The sequence below is a fragment of the Proteocatella sp. QWL-06 genome, assembly GCF_058684135.1.
Genome location: NZ_CM178755.1, coordinates 1,846,486 through 1,866,204, shown reverse-complemented (window position 1 = coordinate 1,866,204; position 19,719 = coordinate 1,846,486). Strand labels below are relative to the sequence as shown.

Annotated in this window: 19 protein-coding genes; 13 read left to right on the top strand and 6 right to left on the bottom strand. The window is 44.3% G+C overall.

The features are described from left to right. Window positions 1-3: 3 nt before the first annotated feature. Genes AC4PGZ_RS08870 through AC4PGZ_RS08860 form a run of 3 tightly spaced genes read left to right on the top strand, consistent with a single transcriptional unit; the run spans window position 4 to window position 2,552 of the window. Window positions 4-480: an ATPase gene (locus AC4PGZ_RS08870; protein WP_492158281.1), complete on the top strand. Its 477-nt coding sequence runs from the start codon at window positions 4-6 to the stop codon at window positions 478-480. Between the two features lie 57 nt (window positions 481-537). After that, window positions 538-1,830 (top strand): nucleotidyltransferase, encoded by a 1,293-nt coding sequence (locus AC4PGZ_RS08865; protein ID WP_492158280.1) that lies wholly within the window; start codon window positions 538-540, stop codon window positions 1,828-1,830. Between the two features lie 14 nt (window positions 1,831-1,844). After that, window positions 1,845-2,552: a tRNA threonylcarbamoyladenosine dehydratase gene (locus AC4PGZ_RS08860; RefSeq protein ID WP_492158279.1), complete on the top strand. Its 708-nt coding sequence runs from the start codon at window positions 1,845-1,847 to the stop codon at window positions 2,550-2,552. Here AC4PGZ_RS08860 and AC4PGZ_RS08855 read toward each other — a convergent pair. Together AC4PGZ_RS08855 and AC4PGZ_RS08850 are read right to left on the bottom strand one after the other, a co-directional pair. Next, on the bottom strand, window positions 2,549-2,863 hold the full coding sequence (locus AC4PGZ_RS08855; RefSeq protein WP_492158278.1) for a DUF3006 family protein: 315 nt from the start codon (window positions 2,861-2,863) through the stop codon (window positions 2,549-2,551). The two genes, AC4PGZ_RS08860 and AC4PGZ_RS08855, sit on opposite strands and share 4 nt — an antisense overlap. 1 nt (window position 2,864) lies before the next feature. Continuing rightward, complete coding sequence (locus AC4PGZ_RS08850) at window positions 2,865-3,749, bottom strand: ComEC/Rec2 family competence protein (protein ID WP_492158277.1); 885 nt, start codon at window positions 3,747-3,749, stop codon at window positions 2,865-2,867. 240 nt (window positions 3,750-3,989) lie between these two features. On the opposite strand from AC4PGZ_RS08850, the gene AC4PGZ_RS08845 reads away from it, so the two are divergent. From AC4PGZ_RS08845 to holA, 4 genes are read left to right on the top strand one after another with little or no spacing between them, the layout of a single operon-like run. After that, window positions 3,990-4,844: a DUF2156 domain-containing protein gene (locus AC4PGZ_RS08845; RefSeq protein WP_492158276.1), complete on the top strand. Its 855-nt coding sequence runs from the start codon at window positions 3,990-3,992 to the stop codon at window positions 4,842-4,844. A gap of 3 nt (window positions 4,845-4,847) precedes the next feature. Beyond that, window positions 4,848-6,095 (top strand): GNAT family N-acetyltransferase, encoded by a 1,248-nt coding sequence (locus tag AC4PGZ_RS08840; protein WP_492158275.1) that lies wholly within the window; start codon window positions 4,848-4,850, stop codon window positions 6,093-6,095. Window positions 6,096-6,116: 21 nt separating this feature from the next. Beyond that, window positions 6,117-7,412 (top strand): ComEC/Rec2 family competence protein, encoded by a 1,296-nt coding sequence (locus AC4PGZ_RS08835; RefSeq protein WP_492158274.1) that lies wholly within the window; start codon window positions 6,117-6,119, stop codon window positions 7,410-7,412. Next, window positions 7,378-8,463: a DNA polymerase III subunit delta gene (gene holA, locus AC4PGZ_RS08830; protein WP_492158273.1), complete on the top strand. Its 1,086-nt coding sequence runs from the start codon at window positions 7,378-7,380 to the stop codon at window positions 8,461-8,463. Before AC4PGZ_RS08835 ends, holA begins: the two co-directional genes overlap by 35 nt. Before the next feature lie 105 nt (window positions 8,464-8,568). Here the strand turns inward: holA and rpsT are convergent, their stop codons facing one another. Beyond that, a complete protein-coding gene (gene rpsT, locus AC4PGZ_RS08825; protein ID WP_492158272.1) occupies window positions 8,569-8,832 on the bottom strand; it encodes a 30S ribosomal protein S20 in 264 nt (87 codons plus the stop codon). Between the two features lie 183 nt (window positions 8,833-9,015). On the opposite strand from rpsT, the gene lepA reads away from it, so the two are divergent. From lepA to AC4PGZ_RS08805, 4 genes are all read left to right on the top strand, one after another. Continuing rightward, entirely contained in the window at window positions 9,016-10,818 is a 1,803-nt protein-coding gene (gene lepA / locus AC4PGZ_RS08820) for a translation elongation factor 4 (protein WP_492158271.1), read from the top strand. Window positions 10,819-10,841: 23 nt separating this feature from the next. Further along, window positions 10,842-12,731 (top strand): 1-deoxy-D-xylulose-5-phosphate synthase, encoded by a 1,890-nt coding sequence (gene dxs, locus AC4PGZ_RS08815; protein ID WP_492158270.1) that lies wholly within the window; start codon window positions 10,842-10,844, stop codon window positions 12,729-12,731. Window positions 12,732-12,904: 173 nt separating this feature from the next. Continuing rightward, complete coding sequence (locus AC4PGZ_RS08810) at window positions 12,905-13,336, top strand: MarR family winged helix-turn-helix transcriptional regulator (protein ID WP_492158269.1); 432 nt, start codon at window positions 12,905-12,907, stop codon at window positions 13,334-13,336. A 62-nt stretch (window positions 13,337-13,398) separates the two neighbouring features. Further along, complete coding sequence (locus AC4PGZ_RS08805; protein ID WP_492158268.1) at window positions 13,399-13,944, top strand: glutathione peroxidase; 546 nt, start codon at window positions 13,399-13,401, stop codon at window positions 13,942-13,944. Window positions 13,945-14,060: 116 nt separating this feature from the next. On the opposite strand, the gene AC4PGZ_RS08800 is transcribed toward AC4PGZ_RS08805, so the two are convergent. Then, entirely contained in the window at window positions 14,061-15,755 is a 1,695-nt protein-coding gene (locus AC4PGZ_RS08800; protein WP_492158267.1) for a M3 family oligoendopeptidase, read from the bottom strand. 141 nt (window positions 15,756-15,896) lie between these two features. Between AC4PGZ_RS08800 and AC4PGZ_RS08795 the strand changes: the two genes are divergently transcribed. After that, the gene (locus tag AC4PGZ_RS08795) at window positions 15,897-16,088 is read left to right on the top strand and encodes an ATP-binding protein (protein ID WP_492158266.1); all 192 of its coding nucleotides are present in this window, start codon (window positions 15,897-15,899) and stop codon (window positions 16,086-16,088) included. Between the two features lie 47 nt (window positions 16,089-16,135). After that, window positions 16,136-16,816, top strand: coding sequence for a 4Fe-4S binding protein (locus AC4PGZ_RS08790; protein WP_492158265.1), 681 nt, complete (start codon window positions 16,136-16,138; stop codon window positions 16,814-16,816). A 70-nt stretch (window positions 16,817-16,886) separates the two neighbouring features. Here AC4PGZ_RS08790 and AC4PGZ_RS08785 read toward each other — a convergent pair whose 3' ends face one another. Beyond that, the gene (locus AC4PGZ_RS08785; protein ID WP_492158264.1) at window positions 16,887-18,446 is read right to left on the bottom strand and encodes a ClC family H(+)/Cl(-) exchange transporter; all 1,560 of its coding nucleotides are present in this window, start codon (window positions 18,444-18,446) and stop codon (window positions 16,887-16,889) included. 22 nt (window positions 18,447-18,468) lie between these two features. Then, window positions 18,469-19,641, bottom strand: a complete 1,173-nt coding sequence (hemW, locus tag AC4PGZ_RS08780) for a radical SAM family heme chaperone HemW (RefSeq protein ID WP_492158263.1) — start codon at window positions 19,639-19,641, stop codon at window positions 18,469-18,471. Window positions 19,642-19,719 lie beyond the last annotated feature (78 nt).

Genomic DNA, 19,719 nt, shown 5'->3' with positions numbered 1-19,719 from the left:
AAGATGGAAGTGCTTAGCATACTTAATGAACTCGAAGAAATGATAGAAGGTTCGAGAAGTGTATTTGGAAACAAGGCAAGTATAGACAAAAACAGAGCTATTGAACTGATAACTGACATAAGGATAGGACTTCCTGATGATTTCAAGCAGGCTGAGTGGATAAGCCAGGAGAGGCAGCGTATAATCTATGACGCACAGGAAGAGGCTGAAAAGATAATATCTGATGCAAAGCTCAGAGCAGAGGAGATAATAGAGCAGGACAACATAACCCAGGCGGCATACAGAAAAGCTGCGGATATAGTCGCAGAAGCTGAATATGACGCTAAGGAGCTTAGAAACGGAGCAGTAAGGTATTCTCAGGAAATACTTAAGAAAGTGTCAAAGGACATGAAGGCTCTTACAGAAAAAGTGCTCACTAACCACAAAGAGCTCGGTGAGATGCTTATAGACGATGATGAGGAAGAAGCTATAGAACAGTAAGTAAAGGGAGCTGAAGAAGCTCCTTTTTATATTAGGTAATTGTTCATGGAGGATAATATGAAGACCGTTGGCATAGTTGCTGAATACAACCCGTTTCATCTGGGGCACAGATACCATATAGAGAAAGCAAGGCAGCAGACCGGTGCAGACTCGGTCGTAGTCGCAATGAGCGGAAACCTCGTGCAGAGAGGAGACCTGTCGCTCACGGACAAGTTCATAAGGGCGGAGGAAGCTGTAAGAAACGGGGCAGACCTGGTTCTGGAGATACCGGTATGCTACAGCTGTCAGAGCGCGGAGATATTCGCAAAGGGAAGCATAGAAATCCTTGACTCGCTTGGGGTAGTGGATTTTCTTGCGTTTGGATCTGAAAGCGCAGACCTCTGCTCTATAAAGAAAATCGCAGACATCCTGACATATGAGGACGAGGCGTTCAGCAGGAGCATAAGGAGCTATCTTTCCGAGGGCATGAGCTATCCGCTTGCCAGGCAGAAAGCTCTCGCAGAGACAACTGGATCGCAGGATCAGAGCATAATATCCTCTTCAAACGATATACTTGCAATAGAATACCTGAAAAACCTGAACCGTCTTGGGAGCAGCATCACGCCTGTTGCCGTGAAGAGAGTCAGCAGCACGTACAATGACGAGAGCATCGACAGGCTTTTCCCCAGTGCCACGGCCATAAGAAAGCTGATCCTTGAAAACAAAGCATCGACTTTCAATCTGGAGGATACGCAGAGACTTCTCATGAGATCAGTGCCGCAGGGCATGGCCTCAGAGCTCTCAAGAGGGATAAGTGAAGACAATCTCTTATGTCTCGATGATTTCTATCCCGAGCTCAAGGCGGTCATGTTCAGGGAGCAAACTGAAATAAAGCGCTTCTTCGAGGTAAACGAAGGCATAGAGAACCTGATCCTCAGAAACCTTACTGCCTGCCACAGTCTCGAGGAGCTGATAGAAAAAGCAAAGACGAAGAGATATACGAGGACAAGGATAAGGCGGACTCTCTTAAACATACTGATAGGCATCACCAGGTCAGATATGGAGAGGATACTCGGAAAATCTGAGCAGCACTGCGAAACTGACAGAAACAGCAGGCCCTATGCAAGGGTGCTCGCGTTCAATGACAGGGGGCGCATCCTCCTCAGAAAGATAAATGAAATCAGAGACGACAGCAGCGCAGATATAATCAACAAGGCGGCAGCGTTTGAGGCATCATCTGAGCTTCAGCAGATAAAGCTGAGGTATGACAGGATAGCGAACAATATGTATTATTCAAAATTCAAGGCATACAGAAAAGGAATCAGAACGGAAAATGACATTATGATGTCACCGGTATATATAAGAGATTAATAATTGGAGGTAAGATGGAACAGTTTTTCAGAACATATCTTCTGCTTGGAGCAGAGGCAATGGAGGCACTAAAGAATTCGCACGTGGCAGTATTTGGGGTAGGCGGGGTAGGAAGCTTTTCTGCAGAAGCCATAGTAAGGAGCGGAATAGGCGAAATAACACTAATAGACTTTGATACAGTTGACATAACCAATATAAACAGGCAGATACCGGCGCTTACGACAACTGTAGGAGAGCTCAAGACTCAGGTCATGAAGCAGAGGCTGCTTTCAATAAATCCAGAGCTTAAGATAAATATCTTCTCCGAAAAATATCTTCCGGAAAACAGCGAGGAGTTCTTCGGGGTCAGATATGATTATGTAGTGGATGCAATAGACATAGTGACATCAAAGATACATCTCATAAAGACGTGCAGGGAAAGGGGAATACCAGTTATAAGCTCAATGGGAATGGGAAACAAGACGGACCCGACAAAGATTCAGATAACGGATCTGTCAAAGACCAGCGTGTGCCCTCTTGCTAAGGTAATGAGAAAAGAACTAAGAGACAGGGGAATAACGCATCTTGATGTGGTCTATTCTACAGAAAACGCAAGAAAGCCGGTCGAGAGCATTTCCTCGGCAGGCAAGAGAGAAGTCGCGGCAAGCTGCGCCTTCGTGCCCTCGGTAGGAGGGCTGTTCATGGCATCCTTCGTGATAAGAAAGCTGGCTGGCGAAATTTAGTCTTCAAACAGTTCTGAAGCAAGAGCGTCTATACGCTCTTTTCTTTTGCCTGTTTCATCAGAGCAGATTTTAATGATGCATTTTATAGGCTTGTTGAGCTGACCAAGGAGCCCAAGTGCAGAGTCAGACAGGGCTGCGTTTTCGCAGGAGAGCATAGTGTCATCAATTGACTCTATTGCTATCACATCACCCTGGCATGGGAGAGAAACAAAATTCTCGCATAGTATGTCTATGAAGAATATTTCTTCTGAGCATGAAATCTCAGCAACGGCATATTCTCCTTCAAAACGGTCTATGACGGCCTTTATCATATCAGTTCCCCTTTCTGTAGGTGTAGCTTCCGGCATCTTCCATATTTACTGAAACAGATTCTCCATCCGAGTAAAAAACTACTGTTCCCTGCTCGTCAGTCCTGTAGAGCGGGATGTCATTTTCCTCAAGATAACTCAAAATCTCCTTGTGAGGATGCGAATATTTGTTTTTGTATGCACAGGACACTACCGCAGCCGAAGGATTTACTATATCGAGAAATTCCTCAGAGCTTGAGGTCGCGCTTCCATGGTGACCGAGCTTTATGATATCGCTGCTCAGAGAATCTCCGTATTTGCTGATCATATCTTCTTCATTTTCTATTTCGGCGTCTCCCATGAGCAGGAATCTGCTGTTTTTGTATGTCAGCTGCACGACTGCTGAATATGCATTGTTGTCAGGGTAGCTTTTGTTTTCCGGGCTAAGGAACAGCGCGCTTGAGTCGGGATCAAAGGCGATGGCCTTGTCTGATTCTGCAGCCTTTATCTTGAGACCTTTTGCCTTGGCGGCCAGAAGCACATCCTCATATGTCTTTGTGTCATGAGTCTTTCTTGGCATGTAGAAATCACCGATCTCAAAGCTGTCTATTATATCGTCAATTCCGCCTATATGGTCGGCATCGGGGTGAGTACCTATGAGTACATCGATCCTGCTTATTCCAAGAGAGCGGATATATGAGGCCACGTTCTCTCCCTGGGTATTGTCTCCCGCATCTATCAGCATGGAGTATCCACCAGGGGTAAGTATAAGTGTGGAGTCTCCCTGCCCCACGTCGATGAAGTGGAGCTCAAGCTCTGTCACGGGATCTATAAGGGCCTCGCAGCCGGCAGAAATTATCATCATTATCGCCAGGACTGACGATAAAATAAGCTTTTTAAATTTTGTCATTCAAACCTCTTTTCTTTAAATTACTCTGAAACTCTTATGAAAAACCTTATTTTCAGGTCAGCTTCTATTATAATATATTTCACATTCAATTACAAATTTAATGAGACTTTTACGGTCAGTCTCGTTGTATAAGTCCTGCAAGTGGGGTATAATTAGGGGTATGAAAAGGAGGCGGTTTATATTAATATATACGAAACAATAGATGGATGCAGGCAGATTGTTGCAGACTCCCTCCATGAAATGAAGCCATATTTTCAGAAGGTTGATTATGAGGCGTGCGAATACAATTTTATAACGCTTTATATGTGGCAGACGGTATATGACTTTCATTATATTAAGAGGGATGACTATATACTTCTATTTGGGCAGTCTGAGGAAGGCGTGTTTTCGATGATGCCGCTGTGCGAACCGGACAAGCTCGCAAATGCCTTTGAGGACATATTCGGGATTTTCAGATCCTCAGGACAGAAGATACTTATGAAGGCAGTGACTGAGCCGGTAAAGAGCTTTATAGAGGACAGCTATCCTCATATGTTCGAATACGATACGGACAGGGACAACTATGATTATGTATATGACGCAGAATCGCTCAGGAGCCTTGCCGGAAGAAAGATGCACTCAAAGAAGAATCATTTCAACGGATTCGTGAAGGAGTATCAGGACAGATTCGTATACAAGGCTATCGAGAAATCAGAGTTTGAAGAGTGCCTGAGGCTTTCGGACAAATGGGCGTTTTCCAGAGAAAAGGACAGAAATCTCATAGGAGAGAACCTGGCAATCAAGAAGGTGCTGAAAAATGCAGATAAATTCAGCTGCCTCAAGATAGGCGGGATCTATATAGACAATGATCTGGAGGCATTTACATTCGGGGATCTTATAAATTCTCAGATGGCTGTCATCCATATAGAAAAGGCGAATCCGGATATCCGGGGAATATATTCTGCGGTCAACAAGCTGTTTCTGGAAAATGAATTTCCAGACGTGGAATTTGTAAACAGGGAAGATGATCTGGGCATAGAAGGACTGAGAAAGGCCAAGCTATCGTACAAGCCGCTGAGGCTCGTTGAAAAATACACACTTACAGAAAGGCAGTAACTTATGAGAACAGGTACAGTGAACTCCAGAAATATCAGGGATGTAAAAAAACTTTGGAGCTACTGCTTTGCAGACACTCCTGAATTTAAGGATTACTACTTCGCAAACAGATACAGACAGGAAAAAAATCTTATAACAACAGATGACAGAGGAAAAGTCCAAGCCTCGCTTCAGCTGAGCCCATATGTGCTGCAGGTAGACGGAGTAAGCAAGGGTGTGAATTACGTAGTGGGAGTATGCGTGCAGCCGGAGAGCCGTGGAAAGGGATATTCGACTGCGATAATGAAGGACACTCTCAATTATCAGTACCGGAACGATGAGGATGTATCAATACTCATGCCGATAGACACGGAGATATACACGAGATACGGCTATACAAACTGCTTCTATCGCTATGACTTCAGCGTGGATCTCATAAACATAAGGGCAGGAAAGACCTGCTGCGAGGTAAGAAGAGCAGAGCTTGAGGACCTTGTATCAGACGCTTCAGACAAGAAGGCGCCGGATGAGGATATCCTCGTAATTGCTGCTCAGATGAGCGAATTTTATCACAGCAACATTGTGGACAAGCATGCATATATAAAAAGGGACAGTCAGTACTTTATCAACAGGCTGGAGGAACTTTCCGTGGATGGGGGAGAGCTGTTCCTTTCATATGACGAGGGCGTGCTTTCTGGCTATATGATGCTGCTTCCAAAATACTCTCAGGGGCATGCCATGGTGCCGGAGATGATGTTTCGGGACAAGGATGCGTTCAACTCCCTGATGAGCATAATAAAATCACACATAACCCAGTTCAGGACAGTAGACATAGCGACCCCTCAGCATGAGCTTTTCAATCTCTTTATAAAGTATGACAATAAATATAAGGTATCTAAAAAGAGCTTTATGATGGTGAGGATAATAAATGCCAGGAACATACTCTGTGAAATCCTCAGGAGAAACCCTGGGACAAGGCAGATCGGGGCATTTAAGATAGAAATAGAGGACTCGGTCATAGAAGATAACAACTTCACGGAGACTTTTGATTTTTCTGACGAGGCATCCGCAGAAGCTGAAAAGAGCAGAGGCGGCATCCCTTTCATGAGGATTGACATATCGGATCTTGCATCGCTTTACATGAAATCCTCAAATATCGACCATCTCGAAAGAGCAGGGCGTATAAAATTTGAATCTGAGCATGACAGAAGCTTCTTTGCAGAGATTTTTGGAAATGAAATAAGAGAGAGCTATATAAACGATTATATATAAATAATGATGCGGAGGTGACCTGTGTTTAGACATTATTCTTTTGTGATATTTGTCTGCGTGATCATCTCCGCATTTCTCATTACATATGAGATCAGCCCCGAAACTGAGATACATGACGACGTGACTGTACAGGAGACTGTAAAGTCCGTAGAGCTAAAGCCGAAGTACCTGGAGATCCAGGCAGGCGAGATACTTATAAAAAGCTATGACAGGGAGCAGGCCATATCAGCGGGAGATGTAATAGGCTTCAGCGGAAGGCTCATGAGCTCCGAATATTACGTGCAGAAATATCAGAACCGCTCATATACCGGTTATCTGAAATCAAGGAACATAAGCTACATATGCTATCCGAAAAAGCTTGAGGTCACGGGACATGAAAAAGGGATATACTCTGCAAGAGGAAGCCTCATCTCGGCTGTGGACAGACATATCGACAGGCTGTACAGATCGGACGCTCCGGTTTTCAAGGCGCTTTTCTATGGAGACCGCTCGGAGCTTTCGGAGGACATAAAGACTTCCTTCTCAAGGACGGGCACGGCTCATATACTTGCGCTTTCGGGATTTCATACAGGCATAGTGCTTGTATTCATAAATATCCTGCTCATAAGGGTTCCTGTAAGGAAAAGAGGCTTTGCAGCGTCTGGGATACTCCTGGCTTACGCATTCCTGACGGGGCTCAGGCCATCTATAATAAGGGCAGTAGCCTTCTTCATAATATATTATGTATCCTTCATAAGGGAGGAACGCTACAGCGTGCTCAGCAGCGCTCTTCTGACGGCTTCTGTCATGGCTGCCGTGAATCCTTACTATATATACGATGCAGGATTTCAGCTTTCATTTGCGAGCGTCATATCTATTGCCATGTTCATGCCCCTGGCCCGCAGATATTCGGTGCCTTCATTCATGGCAGTGACCCTGTCGGCGCAGATACTTACGCTTCCTATAGTCGTGTACAGCTTCGGAGTCATGCCGATTTTTGGCCTTGCCGCCAACTTTGCGGTGATTCCCCTGATTTCCCTTGCCATGGCCCTTTTCCTTGTGTCCATGATATTTTATTCAGCCTCTGCAGTGATTCCCTTTGCAGGATTTTTTGCGAAATACATATCCCAGGGAGCCATATTCGTAAAGGATATGCTGATACAGATAAACCATATGTTTGAAAGGCTTCCATATTCATATATGGAGAATCTGGAAACAGAAATTTGGAAAATTGCGCTGTATTATGTTATAATACTTCTCATATACAGGTTATGGGAAATAAAGACAGTCAAGGAGAATATATATGAACTTGAAGAGCTACCGAAAATCATTGCTTGAAAATAACAGTTTTCTGATTTTCGGACAGGAAGACTATTTTATATCATATGCAGCTGATGTCCTGAAAACAAAGCTGATCAGGGATTTTGCAGATTTCAACTATACAGAGGTAGACCAGAAGTCTGTCTCATTCAATGATTTTCATGCGATACTTGAATCTGTGCCTATGATGGACACGGCAAGGGTGGTGCATCTCAAAAACCTCCAGTTTGCACAGTCGGCCTCAAATCCATGGCCAAAGGAAGATCTGGAAGCGCTTAAAGAGGCAGTCAGAAACCTGGACCCTTCTGTAAATCTCATGATAAGCTCGACCTCTGTCGAAGTAAAGAAGGACGGCGACAGCAAAAAGAACTCATACCCAAAGCTGCTGACCGAGCTCAGCGCCATCATGACGCCGTTTCCGCTTGGCAGCCTCAGCGCAGGAGAGTTTGAGCAGTATATAAACGATGCCGTGGCAGAGAGGTCTGAGAACAGCATTAAGCTTGACAGGGCTCTGCTAAGATACTATATGGAGCTTTCAGGATATCTTTTCAAGGACAATTCGAGGACTATAAGAGATATCAACAATGATATAGAAAAGCTCGTGAGCTATATAAGGGAGAAGGGCAGCATAAGCAGCCAGGAGATGGAGACTCTTTTTATAAGGGAGTTTGATTCGGACGTGTTCAAGCTCATAGACTGCATAGTGAAGAATCAGAAGAGCACGGCTTTTGGGATATACAGCAATCTCACGAAAAAGGGAGAGCCGGCCATAAAGATAGTGGCTACGGTGGGCAGCAGCCTCTCTACGATGATAAAGGCATCATATTATGTGGAGAAAGGATATACTCAGGCCATGGCAGCGCAGGCTATGGGAAAGCACCCGTTCGCAGTAAAGTCGGGTCTTGAGAATCTAAAGAGGATCGGCAGGAAAAAAGCGATAAGATGCCTTGAGTCACTAATAAGGACGGATTACGACTTTAAGACCGGCAGGCTTTCGGAGAATGTATACGGAGAGATGGCGCTGTCCCGGATATTCAGCGTGATTTCAGAGAGCGAAGGCAAAAACTGATTACAGATACTAAAAAGAGTCAAATAAATAACCATAGGGTTACTATGGTATTATTTGACTCCCCGATATAGTAAGTTAAAATTATTATCCAATAAAATTCCTGTACTATTTTGCAGTGTTTAGTTTTGCAGCAAGTCTAGATACTTTTCTAGATGCAGCATTCTTATGGATTGTTCCTTTTGCAGCAACCTGCATTATTTTCTTCTGAGCGTACTGGAACGTAGAAGCAGCCAGTTCAGTGTTACCTGCAGCTACAGCTTCTTCAAATCTTCTGATAGCAGTTTTAACCTGAGATTTTCTCATTCTATTGATAGCAGTCTTCTTTGCTGTAACAGATATTCTTTTCTTTGCTGATTTAATATTAGCCAATTGATTCACCTCCCACCAATTAAAAATAGACATTAATAACGTATATGAGTATACCACAGAATTTTGCGAGTGTAAATAATAAAAAGGCAAAAAAAGAAAAAAATTTAACCCCATTATGATTGAAAAAAACCCGAACATCAGATAAAATATTAAGGTTAGGACATACTGAGAGGAGAAAACTATATGGACAAGCAACAAAGAACTAGAAATTTTAGTATAATCGCCCATATTGACCACGGAAAATCAACATTAGCTGATAGATTGATAGAACAGACAGGAGTAGTAGCTCACAGAGAGATGAAGGAGCAGCTGCTTGACAACATGGATCTGGAGAGAGAAAGAGGAATCACCATAAAGCTCCAGAGCATAAGGCTCATATACAAGGCGGATGACGGTGAGGAGTATTATCTTAACCTGATTGATACGCCGGGGCACGTAGACTTTAACTATGAGGTATCGCGAAGCCTTGCAGCGTGCGAGGGAGCGCTTCTTGTAGTGGATGCGGCTCAGGGTGTTGAGGCTCAGACACTGGCAAATGTCTACCTTGCTATAGAGCAGGAACTCGAAGTGGTACCTGTAATAAACAAGATAGATCTTCCGAGCGCAAGACCTGATGAGATAAAAGAAGAGATAGAAGACATAATAGGAATAGATGCATCATATGCGCCGCTGATATCTGCAAAGGATGGAATAAACATCAAGGATGTGCTTGAAGCAGTGGTAAAATATGTACCTGCTCCGTCAGGCGACATCGAAAAGCCTCTCAAGGCGCTGATATTCGACTCATACTATGACAGCTACAAGGGCGTTATAGCTTATGTGAGAGTGTTTGACGGCAAGGTAAAAAAAGGCGACAAGATAAGGATGATGAATACTAAGAAGGAATTCGAGGTAGTGGAGGCAGGTATAATATCTCCAAACCACATTCCTGTAAGTGAGCTTCAGGCTGGAGACGTTGGATATATAACCGCTTCTATAAAGGATATCAGAAGCTGCAGGGTGGGAGACACCGTAACGCTTGCCGAGAATCCTACTGAAACTCCTATGCCTGGATACAAGAAGGTAACTCCTATGGTTTACTGCGGAGTATATCCTGCAGAGGGAGAGAAGTACGAGAACGTAAGAGATGCCCTTGAAAAGCTTCAGGTAAACGATGCTGCGCTTGAATTTGAGCCAGAGACATCAGTGGCGCTCGGATTCGGATTCAGATGCGGATTCCTTGGACTTCTGCATATGGAGATAATCCAGGAAAGGCTTGAAAGAGAGTTCAACCTGGACATGATAACTACTGCGCCTTCTGTTGTATACAGAGTAGTAAAGCACAGCGGCGAAGTGCTGATGATACAGAACCCGGCCAATCTTCCGCCTCAGGCAGAGATAGACCATATAGAAGAGCCTATAGTTAAGGCAGACATAATAGTGCCAAAGGACTTTGTAGGAGCCGTAATGGAGCTTGCGCAGGACAGGCGCGGGGAAATGATAAACATGGAGTATCTTGATCCAAAGAGAGTTACGCTTCATTACAACCTCCCTCTGAATGAGGTCGTGTATGACTTCTTTGATTCGCTCAAGTCAAGGACCAAGGGATATGGCTCATTTGACTACGAATTCAAGGAGTATGTAGAATCAACTCTTGTAAAGCTTGACATACTGATCAACAAGGAACAGGTAGACGCGCTTTCCTTCATAGTTCACGAGACTACTGCCCAGAAGAGGGGAAGGATAATGTGCGAAAAGCTCAAGGACGAGATACCAAAGCACCAGTTCCCTGTACCGATACAGGCGGCTGTAGGAAGCAAAGTAATAGCAAGAGAGACAATCAGCGCATACAGAAAAGACGTACTTGCCAAATGCTATGGAGGAGATATATCGAGAAAGAGAAAGCTTCTTGAAAAACAGAAAGAAGGAAAGAAGAGAATGCGTCAGGTAGGAAACGTAGAGGTTCCTCAGAAGGCATTCATGTCTGTTCTCAAGCTTGATGATTAAAGATCATAGGAAGTGATAAGAAAATGAATAGTATAATTGACAGGATCAAGCGTCCTGAAGATATAAAAAAACTCAGCATAGAAGATATGGATGTGCTTTCACAGGAAATAAGAGAATTCCTGATAGAAAGCATCTCAAAGACAGGGGGGCATCTTGCCTCCAACCTTGGAGTAGTTGAGCTCACGCTTGCGCTCCACCATGTATTCAGCTTTCCTCAGGACAAGCTCATATGGGACGTAGGGCATCAGTCGTATACACATAAGATACTGACAGGAAGAAAAGACGCGATGTCTACGCTCAGGCAGCTAAATGGACTCAGTGGATTTCCAAAGAGAGAAGAAAGCGAGTACGACTGCTTTGACACTGGACACAGCAGCACATCGATTTCGGCAGCAGTCGGAATGGCAAGAGCAAGAGATCTCCGAAAAGGGAAAAATGAAGTAATAGCCGTAATAGGAGACGGAGCCCTGACAGGCGGAATGGCCTTTGAGGCTATCAATGACGTCAGCAGGAACCATTCAAAGATGATAGTTATCCTCAACGACAATGAGATGTCAATCTCGGAAAACGTGGGAGGGCTGTCACATCACCTTAGCACTATAAGGACTGCTCCGGCATATCTGACTACAAAAAAGGATATAGAAATCCTGGTTTCGAGGATTCCGGTAGCAGGTAAAAAGATAAAAAAAGTACTGAGCAGGGCAAAAGGCAGCCTCAAGAAATTCCTTGTCCCGAACATGCTCTTTGAAGAGCTGGGGCTCAAATATCTGGGGCCGGTAGACGGACATGATACAGCTGCTCTCATAAAGGTAATGAAGAGGGCAAAAAGAGAAAAAGAGCCAGTCCTTATCCATGTAAGAACAAAAAAAGGAAAAGGATACAGGCCGGCAGAGGACAGACCCAACGATTTCCATGGAGTATCCTCGTTTGACATAGAGACAGGCGAGAGCAAGAAGATGGGCTCAAAACCGACCTACTCAGATGTGTTTGGAAACAAGATGTGCAGGATAGCTTCAAATAAGAAGGACCTTGCAGTGATTTCGGCGGCGATGATAGATGGAACCGGACTCTCGAAATTTGAGAAGAAATATCCGGAGATGATATTTGATGTAGGGATTGCAGAGCAGCACGCAGTAACCATGGCGGCAGGCATGGCGGCAGACGGCATAACGCCGGTGGTGGCACTGTACTCATCCTTCCTGCAGAGAGCATACGACCAGGTAGTGCATGATGTCGCAACGCAGAATCTTCACGTAGTATTTGCGCTCGACAGGGCAGGGCTTGTTGGAAATGACGGAGAGACCCATCAGGGAGTATTTGACGCCGCATTTCTTTCTCAGATCCCAAACATGACGGTAATGGCACCAGCTGACTATCGCGAGTTTGAGAACATGCTGGAGTTTGCAGTAAATGAGCACAATGCGCCGATATCGATAAGGTATCCTAGAGAATCTTCATCGGTAACCGTAAACAGGAGCGACACGCCTGTAGCAAGAGGAAAAGGAATAGTAGTAGAAGCGGGAAGAGATATTTCCATAATCGCGAGCGGAAAGATGGTATCAACTGCGCTCGAGGTCAGGACGCTGCTGGCTGAAAAAGGAATAAATGCCGAAGTAGTGAATCTCAGATTCATAAAGCCGCTTGACGAGAATCTTGTAAGAAAGACAGCCTCAAAGACGGGAAGAGTAGTTATAATAGACGAAGCTCCGGCGGATGGAACGTTTGCATACAAGCTAATGAGCATGCTTCCTGAAAATACACGCACTCTCATAAAGACTCTGCCTGATGAATTCATAAGACATGGATCCGTGGACGAGCTTCTTAAGCTCAACAGGATGGATGCACAGAGCATAGCATCTGAAGCAATCGAAAAATTCTACGGCGGATATTTCAATCAGGAAAAAATTTCATAGATAACTGGCACAGGACATGCATCCTGTGCTTTTTTTTGAAAAAACAAAAAACATGTTGACATAACAGTAGAAAAGTAATATAATTTAATCAAATACAATTTGACAAAATTAAATTTTAAAAAATAGAAATAAAAATCAGGCCATATGGATGGCAAAAGTAAGGAAGTGAAAAAATGAAATATGAAGGACTAAAGCTTGAAAATCAGCTCTGCTTTCCACTCTATGCGCTTTCAAGAGAAGTCATAAAGCTGTACAAGCCTCTGCTTGACAAATATGACATGACATATACCCAGTATGTGACTATGATGGTGATGTGGGAATATGAAGAGATCTTCTTCAAGGACCTGGGACACAAGCTTCATCTGGACTCCGGAACACTCACTCCTGTAGTAAAGAAACTTGAATCCATGAATCTGGTCACAAAGAGGCGAGATGAATCAGATGACAGGCAGGTAAAGGTAGCTCTTACGGACAGAGGGAGAGCGTTGAAAGACGAGATGGCAGAGATACCATGCAGGATGTCGGAAAAATTCAGTGGAAACGAGGCTCTTATGCTTGAGCTTAAGAATAATCTCGATTTATTCCTGAAAATAATGTTTGAATGATTTTTAGGCAATTGGAATATACTTAACTTATTATCATTTTGATTTGAGAAAGGAAGTAAAACATGAACATCTACGATTTTAAAGCAACAGACATTGACGGCAACGAGATAGCACTAAATGACTACAGAGGGAAAGTAATGCTCATAGTAAATACAGCGAGCAAGTGCGGATTCACTCCTCAGTATGAGGATTTACAGAAGCTTCATGAAAAATATGAGGATCAGGGACTTGTTATACTTGGATTCCCATGTGACCAGTTCGACGATCAGGAGTTCGGAGAGAGCGGAGAGATAAAATCATTCTGCAGCCTCAACTATGGAGTTTCATTCACTATGTTCGAGAAGATAAAGGTAAACGGAAAGGATACTCACCCGGTATTCGCTTATCTGAAAGAGCAGGCACCTTTCAAGGGACTCGATCAGAGCAACCTTACAAACAAGATAATAGAGTCTATACTGAACGAGAAATTCCCAAGCTATACATCAGGAAATGAGATAAGATGGAACTTTACAAAATTCCTCGTAGATAGAGACGGAAAAGTTACAGAGAGATTTGAATCCTCAGTAAATCCGCTAGAGATAGAACCATCTATAAAAGAGCTTCTTTAATAAATTTTCATATCTGAAACCGATATCTTTATTATGATAACACCCCTCGGGCAGGAATTTATTTCCATATCCGAGGGGTGTATTTTTGCTCTGATTGAGTTTTTGATCAATAGATTTTAGAGCCTGGAGTCATCTGTCGATTCAAGGAAGGCATCTATATCCTTCATAACGCCGGCCACGCAGCCGTCTTCAAATGGAGATATGAGATTGGCTTCGCTTACGATGTCAACAAAGGATTTTGTGCCGCCGATTTCGCATATCCTCAGATAGTCCTGCCATCCGCCTTCCCTGTCATGCTGCATCTTTTTCCAGAACTGCAGTGCACATATCTGTGCGAGGGCATAGTCGATATAGTAGAAAGGATTTTTGAATATGTGCCCCTGCTTCAGCCACCAGCCTCCTCTTTCGAGGAAGTCGCAGCCTTCATAATTCTTGTGAGGCTGATATTTCTTCTCGAGCTCTCTCCAGGCAGCTTTTCGCTCGGAAGGAGACATCTGCGGATCCGCATATATCAGGTGCTGGAATTCATCCACAAGCACTCCGTATGGCATGAACTTGACAGTGCTTCCCATGTGAGCATACTTGTATTTTTCGGTGTCTTCCCTGAAGAAAAGCTCCATCCACGGATAGGTTATGAATTCCATGCTCATGGAATGGATCTCGCAGCTTTCGTATGTCGGGAAATTTATCTCCGGAATATCTATCCATCTTGACTGATATACCTGAAAAGCATGCCCGGCCTCATGGGTGAGCACGTCTATGTCGGCATCCGTGGAGTTGAAGTTGGAGAATATGAAAGGCGCCTTGTAGTCTGGGATGTAGGTGCAGTATCCTCCGGCCCCCTTTCCCTTTCTGGTCTCAAGGTCCATCAGTTCGTGCTCCATCATGAACTCAAAAAACTCCTTTGTCTCAGGAGAGAGCTCACTGTACATCCTTATACCGCCATCTATTATGAACTGGGCATCACCCTTGGGCTCAGCGTTTCCTGTCTCGAATTCGAAATTTTCATCAAAATATCTGAGAGAGTCAAGGCCCAGCCTTCTTCTCTGCCTTTCAAACAGCCTGGATGCACAGGGCACGATATGCTCGCTTACCTGGCTTCTGAATACAGAAACCATATCGGCGTCGTAGTCAGTACGCATCATCCTTATATATCCAAGCTCAGTAAAGCTCTCAAAGCCAAGCTTTAGCGCCATGGCGTGGCGAACGCTCACTAGTTTGTCAAACAGCTCATCAAATCTTGCCTCGTTCTCTTCAAAGAAGCCGTAATAGAGGCGGCTTGCCTCTTCCCTGACGGATCTGTCCTTTGATGTCATAAACGGCCCCATGGCAGAGAGATTTCTTTCCTCGCCTTCAAACATTATTTTTGCTGAAGCAAGAAGCCTTGTGTACTCAGAGCTCAGACGGTTTTCCTCCTGAAGCTCTTCGATTATGCACGGATCAAAGGCCCTGAGCGCATACTCTGCAATCTTCATGAACTGCTTACCGATCTTTTTCTCAAGCTCATCCCGGAATCTGGATTCGGTAACTGCTCTGTAGAACAGGGAATTCAGTTCCTCGTACTGAGGAGATATCTCGTCCCAGTACTCTTTTTCGCTTTTATAGAAATCGTCATCGGTGTTAATGCTGTAGCGTATGCTTACCAGAGTCTCCATGGACTGGACATTGTTTCTGATCTTGTTTACCTCGTCCATGATTTTTATGAAATCCTCGAATGAAGCCGCATTATTCATTGATTCGACATTGCTTTCAAGGATACTCTTCATGGCCATGAACTCAGGCCTTCTGTATTCAAATTCTTTAAATTTCATAGATTCACCTCGTATATATTAGTTGGAGTTTTCCATACGCCTATTATACTACATTACATTGTAATGTAACAATGTTACATACCTTAATCGGCTCTTTGATATATTATAAGTACTGTAGATATTGAAAACTGGAGGATACAAATGAAAAAAGCAATAATAGATGATAAGAAGTGCGTGGCATGCGGAGCGTGCACAGATAAGTGCCCTAAGGATGCTATATCAATATTCAGAGGTATAACGGCGGTAGTTGATGAGGATAAATGCGTCGGATGCACGCTTTGCACGAGAGTCTGCCCGGCGAATGCCATAGCGATGCAGGCAAAACATATATAATGACATAATCATAAAATAATGAATCATAAACGAAAGGGAGAACTGATTTGAAAAAGAAAAATAAAAAATGGAATGATTACCTGTGGATAGCTACGGCCTTGTATTTTGCGCTCGGCCTGTTCAATATAATGTTTGCATGGCTGGGAATGATATGCTTCATGATCCCGCTGATACTTACCTTCATGGGAAAGGGAAAGCTGTACTGCAATTCCTACTGCGGCAGGAGCCAGCTGTTCAACATGCTCGGAGAAAAGAAGAAGCTTTCAAGAAACAGGCCGACCCCTGATTTTCTGGCAGGAAAGCCTTTCAGGTACGGATTCCTTGTATTCTTCATGACCATGTTCTTTGTCATGGTGTTCAACACATATCTTGTTTTTCAGGGAGCAAGGGATCTTAAAGAAGTCATTACGCTTCTGTGGACTTTCAAGGTTCCCTGGAATGCGCCGGAGATACCAGGGATAGCGCCATGGGCAGTGCAGTTTGCATTTGGATTCTACAGCATGATGCTTACATCAGGAATAATAGGAACGGCTTCGATGTATTTTTACAGGCCTCGCAGCTGGTGTTCATTCTGCCCTATAGGGACCATGACGCAGGAGATAAACAAGGTAATGCACAAAAAAGCCTACAGCTCGCTTCTTGAGAGCAGACAGCCTGCAGCGTGCAGCGCCTGCGCGCCGGCATTTGATGGAGCTGAAGATGACGAAGATGGCGAGATGGTATCTTAAATATAAAGATATAAATATAAAGACATACAAAAAAGGAAACCCGCGGGTTTCCTTTTTTGTGTATGTGTATTTACTGCGATGTGACGGTTTCTTCGATAAGCTCGCGAAGACAGGATTCCCTGCATCTGTCAGTCATGAATATGAGAGAATCCTCAGGAAGGATGACAGTGTTTCCATCCGGGATTATGTCTCCGCCGCGCCTTCTGACTGCAATAAGAAGGCATCCGGAAGGGAAATCGAGGTCCTTCAGCATCTTTCCCTCTGCAGCAGAGCCGTAGTGGACCACCGTCTCTATTGTTATCTTTTTTCCGTCATCTTTCTTCTCTTCATGCGATGGCATTGCAGCTATCTGATTTTCAAGCAGCGATTCATATACGGGAGCACTCCTGAGAAGGTCTGCCGTAACATATGCAGCTATGCAGACTACTGAAAGTGAAAGCATATGAGAAAATGAGCCTGTCATTTCAACGAGCAGCACTATTCCTGTAATGGGAGCTCTTACTATAGCGGTAAAATATCCGGCCATGGCAAGTATTATGAAGTTATAGAAAAGCTCGGGGCTGAAGCCGGCATGCGTTATGGCGATATTTCCAAATATGCATCCGATCAGAGCTCCGATTATCAGAAGTGGGAAGAATATCCCTCCCGGAGCTCCAGAGCCAAAGCTTATCATTGAAAATAAGAATTTTATGCATAAAATAAGTATCAGCATGGGGATACCCGTAGAAGGATTCAGTTGTTCGATAATGATGTGGCCGCCGCCAAGCGCGAGAGGAAAGCTGACTCCGAGTATCCCGGCGAGCACGAATGGAACGATAACTCTTGTTTTTGGAGTCAGGAATGAAGCTTTTCTGTATATGGCCTGAGACAGCAGAAGCATTTTGTTGTAAAAAGCTCCCAGAAATCCCAGAACTATACCCATTATTATCAGAGCCCAGTATCCATGAAGCGGTATAGAAGAAGTTACATTAAAGCTGAATACAGGCTCAAGCCCAAAGACCATCTTTGACAGAAAGTCTGCGGACATTGCAGATGCCATAGCAGAGAGAAGCACAACCGGTGAAAAATACTTGAATATCTCTTCCATTGCAAAAACGGTGCCTGCAAGTGGAGCGTTAAATGCAGCAGAAAGGCCTGCGCTTGCGCCACCGGCTATGAGTATCTTTTTTTCCGTACGTGATTTTGCCAGCCTGTTTCCGATCCCCTGAGCTACGCATGCACCCAGCTGGATAGAAGGACCCTCTCTTCCAAGGGAAAGTCCTGAAAATATAGCCATTACCCCGCCTGCAAATTTTAAGAGAAGCGTTGAAATCCAGCTTCCTTCAAAGTATCCCATGATTATACCTTTCACCTGGGGGATGCCGCTTCCGCTGATAAGCCTGTTTCTGGAAACGAGAGAGCCTGTTATATATCCCAAAAGTCCAAGGGCTGCAAGAGCTGCGGGAAGATAAACTGGGCTTGATCTGAGGTATTCGTACATACGGAATGAAAGATGCTCCGCCTCAGCGAGTATCAGCCGGTAAAGTATGACGATTGCGCCTGATACAAATCCTATTATCATGCTCTTGTAAAGTATGGAAAGCCTGCTAGAGTATACTCTAGCAGCTTCATTGTAGTTGTTTTTTTTCATGTCATTCTCCTTATTCTCTTATTCAGTCCACCATCAGCTCTGCAAAAACTGAATTGCTCAGCTCTCTTCCCTTCTGTGTAAGCGCGAGGCTGCCACTGCTTACTTGAACCAGTCCATCTTTTTCGAGCTTAGCGGTCTTTTTATCAAAATCCCTTACCAGAGGACATGAAGAATCGCTGCATCTGCCCAGCTGCATAAGCTCGGACCTTATATCAGACAGAGCTATGCCTTTATTCATCCTCAGTCCCAGGAATATCATTTCATTTATGACGTCAGAGTGCGAAAGCGTCTCAAGCGAATCGAGATTCACAGGAGACTCCATGTCTGAAATCTTTTCCATATAATCATCTACGCTGTCTATGTTTGCAAAGCGGCGGTTGTCAATCATGGAATGAGCAGCTACTCCCAGCCCCAGGTAATTGTCTCTCAGCCAGTAGGCTTTGTTGTGAACAGACTCAAATCCCTCGCGGCAGAAGTTTGAAATCTCATACTGCCTGTAACCTCGCTGCTCGAGGAAGCCGGTAAGGAACCTGTACATATCGACATATTCATCGTCTCCCGGAAGCTCTATCTTTCCTTCGCTGACCCACCTGTTCATAAGGGTATTTTCTTCTACTATGAGCGAGTAGCAGGATATATGCTCAGGGCCAAGCGCCGTTATGCTTTCGAGGCTCCTTTGGAGCGTATCCATGCTCTGGCCGGGCACTGCGAACATGAGGTCTACGCTGATGTTTTCAAATCCATGCTTTCTTGCAAGGGCGTAGGCAGATAGAAAAGCATCATAGTCATGAGAGCGCCTCAGGAGCATCAGCTCCTCTCTGTCAGTGCTCTGAAGGCCTATGCTCAGCCTGTTGACGCCATATCTTTTTAATATTTCAAGCTTTTCAGGCGTAACTGACTCCGGATTGCACTCAAATGTGAATTCCTCTATAGAATCAGTATTGTAGTTTTCCCTCACTGCCGCAAGCAGCCTTTCTATGAGCTCTTCACTCAGGAGGCTCGGGGTGCCTCCTCCTATATATATCGTGCTCAGCCTGTGCGAAGACGCCAGGTCTCTACTGCTCCTGATCTCAGTTATCAGGGCATCGATGTATCTTTCTTTATATGAATCGGGCTTTGCGACAGAAACGAAGTCACAGTACGAACACTTGCGTACGCAGAACGGAATGTGCATATAGATGCTTAGTGGTTTCATATTCATCTCCTTGTATCTTCAATACTATAATTATAAACTATAATACGGAACAAATCATCTTTAAATTAAGTATGGATT

Bases quoted from the DNA above. Each gene is read 5' to 3' on its own strand.
- AC4PGZ_RS08870 (WP_492158281.1), top strand. From the start codon at position 4: ATGGAAGTGCTTAGCATACTTAATGAACTCGAAGAAATGATAGAAGGT.
- AC4PGZ_RS08865 (WP_492158280.1), top strand. From the start codon at position 538: ATGAAGACCGTTGGCATAGTTGCTGAATACAACCCGTTTCATCTGGGG.
- AC4PGZ_RS08860 (WP_492158279.1), top strand. From the start codon at position 1,845: ATGGAACAGTTTTTCAGAACATATCTTCTGCTTGGAGCAGAGGCAATG.
- AC4PGZ_RS08855 (WP_492158278.1), bottom strand. From the start codon at position 2,863: ATGATAAAGGCCGTCATAGACCGTTTTGAAGGAGAATATGCCGTTGCT.
- AC4PGZ_RS08850 (WP_492158277.1), bottom strand. From the start codon at position 3,749: ATGACAAAATTTAAAAAGCTTATTTTATCGTCAGTCCTGGCGATAATG.
- AC4PGZ_RS08845 (WP_492158276.1), top strand. From the start codon at position 3,990: ATGAAGCCATATTTTCAGAAGGTTGATTATGAGGCGTGCGAATACAAT.
- AC4PGZ_RS08840 (WP_492158275.1), top strand. From the start codon at position 4,848: ATGAGAACAGGTACAGTGAACTCCAGAAATATCAGGGATGTAAAAAAA.
- holA (WP_492158273.1), top strand. From the start codon at position 7,378: ATGAACTTGAAGAGCTACCGAAAATCATTGCTTGAAAATAACAGTTTT.
- lepA (WP_492158271.1), top strand. From the start codon at position 9,016: ATGGACAAGCAACAAAGAACTAGAAATTTTAGTATAATCGCCCATATT.
- dxs (WP_492158270.1), top strand. From the start codon at position 10,842: ATGAATAGTATAATTGACAGGATCAAGCGTCCTGAAGATATAAAAAAA.
- AC4PGZ_RS08810 (WP_492158269.1), top strand. From the start codon at position 12,905: ATGAAATATGAAGGACTAAAGCTTGAAAATCAGCTCTGCTTTCCACTC.
- AC4PGZ_RS08805 (WP_492158268.1), top strand. From the start codon at position 13,399: ATGAACATCTACGATTTTAAAGCAACAGACATTGACGGCAACGAGATA.
- AC4PGZ_RS08800 (WP_492158267.1), bottom strand. From the start codon at position 15,755: ATGAAATTTAAAGAATTTGAATACAGAAGGCCTGAGTTCATGGCCATG.
- AC4PGZ_RS08795 (WP_492158266.1), top strand. From the start codon at position 15,897: ATGAAAAAAGCAATAATAGATGATAAGAAGTGCGTGGCATGCGGAGCG.
- AC4PGZ_RS08785 (WP_492158264.1), bottom strand. From the start codon at position 18,446: ATGAAAAAAAACAACTACAATGAAGCTGCTAGAGTATACTCTAGCAGG.
- hemW (WP_492158263.1), bottom strand. From the start codon at position 19,641: ATGAAACCACTAAGCATCTATATGCACATTCCGTTCTGCGTACGCAAG.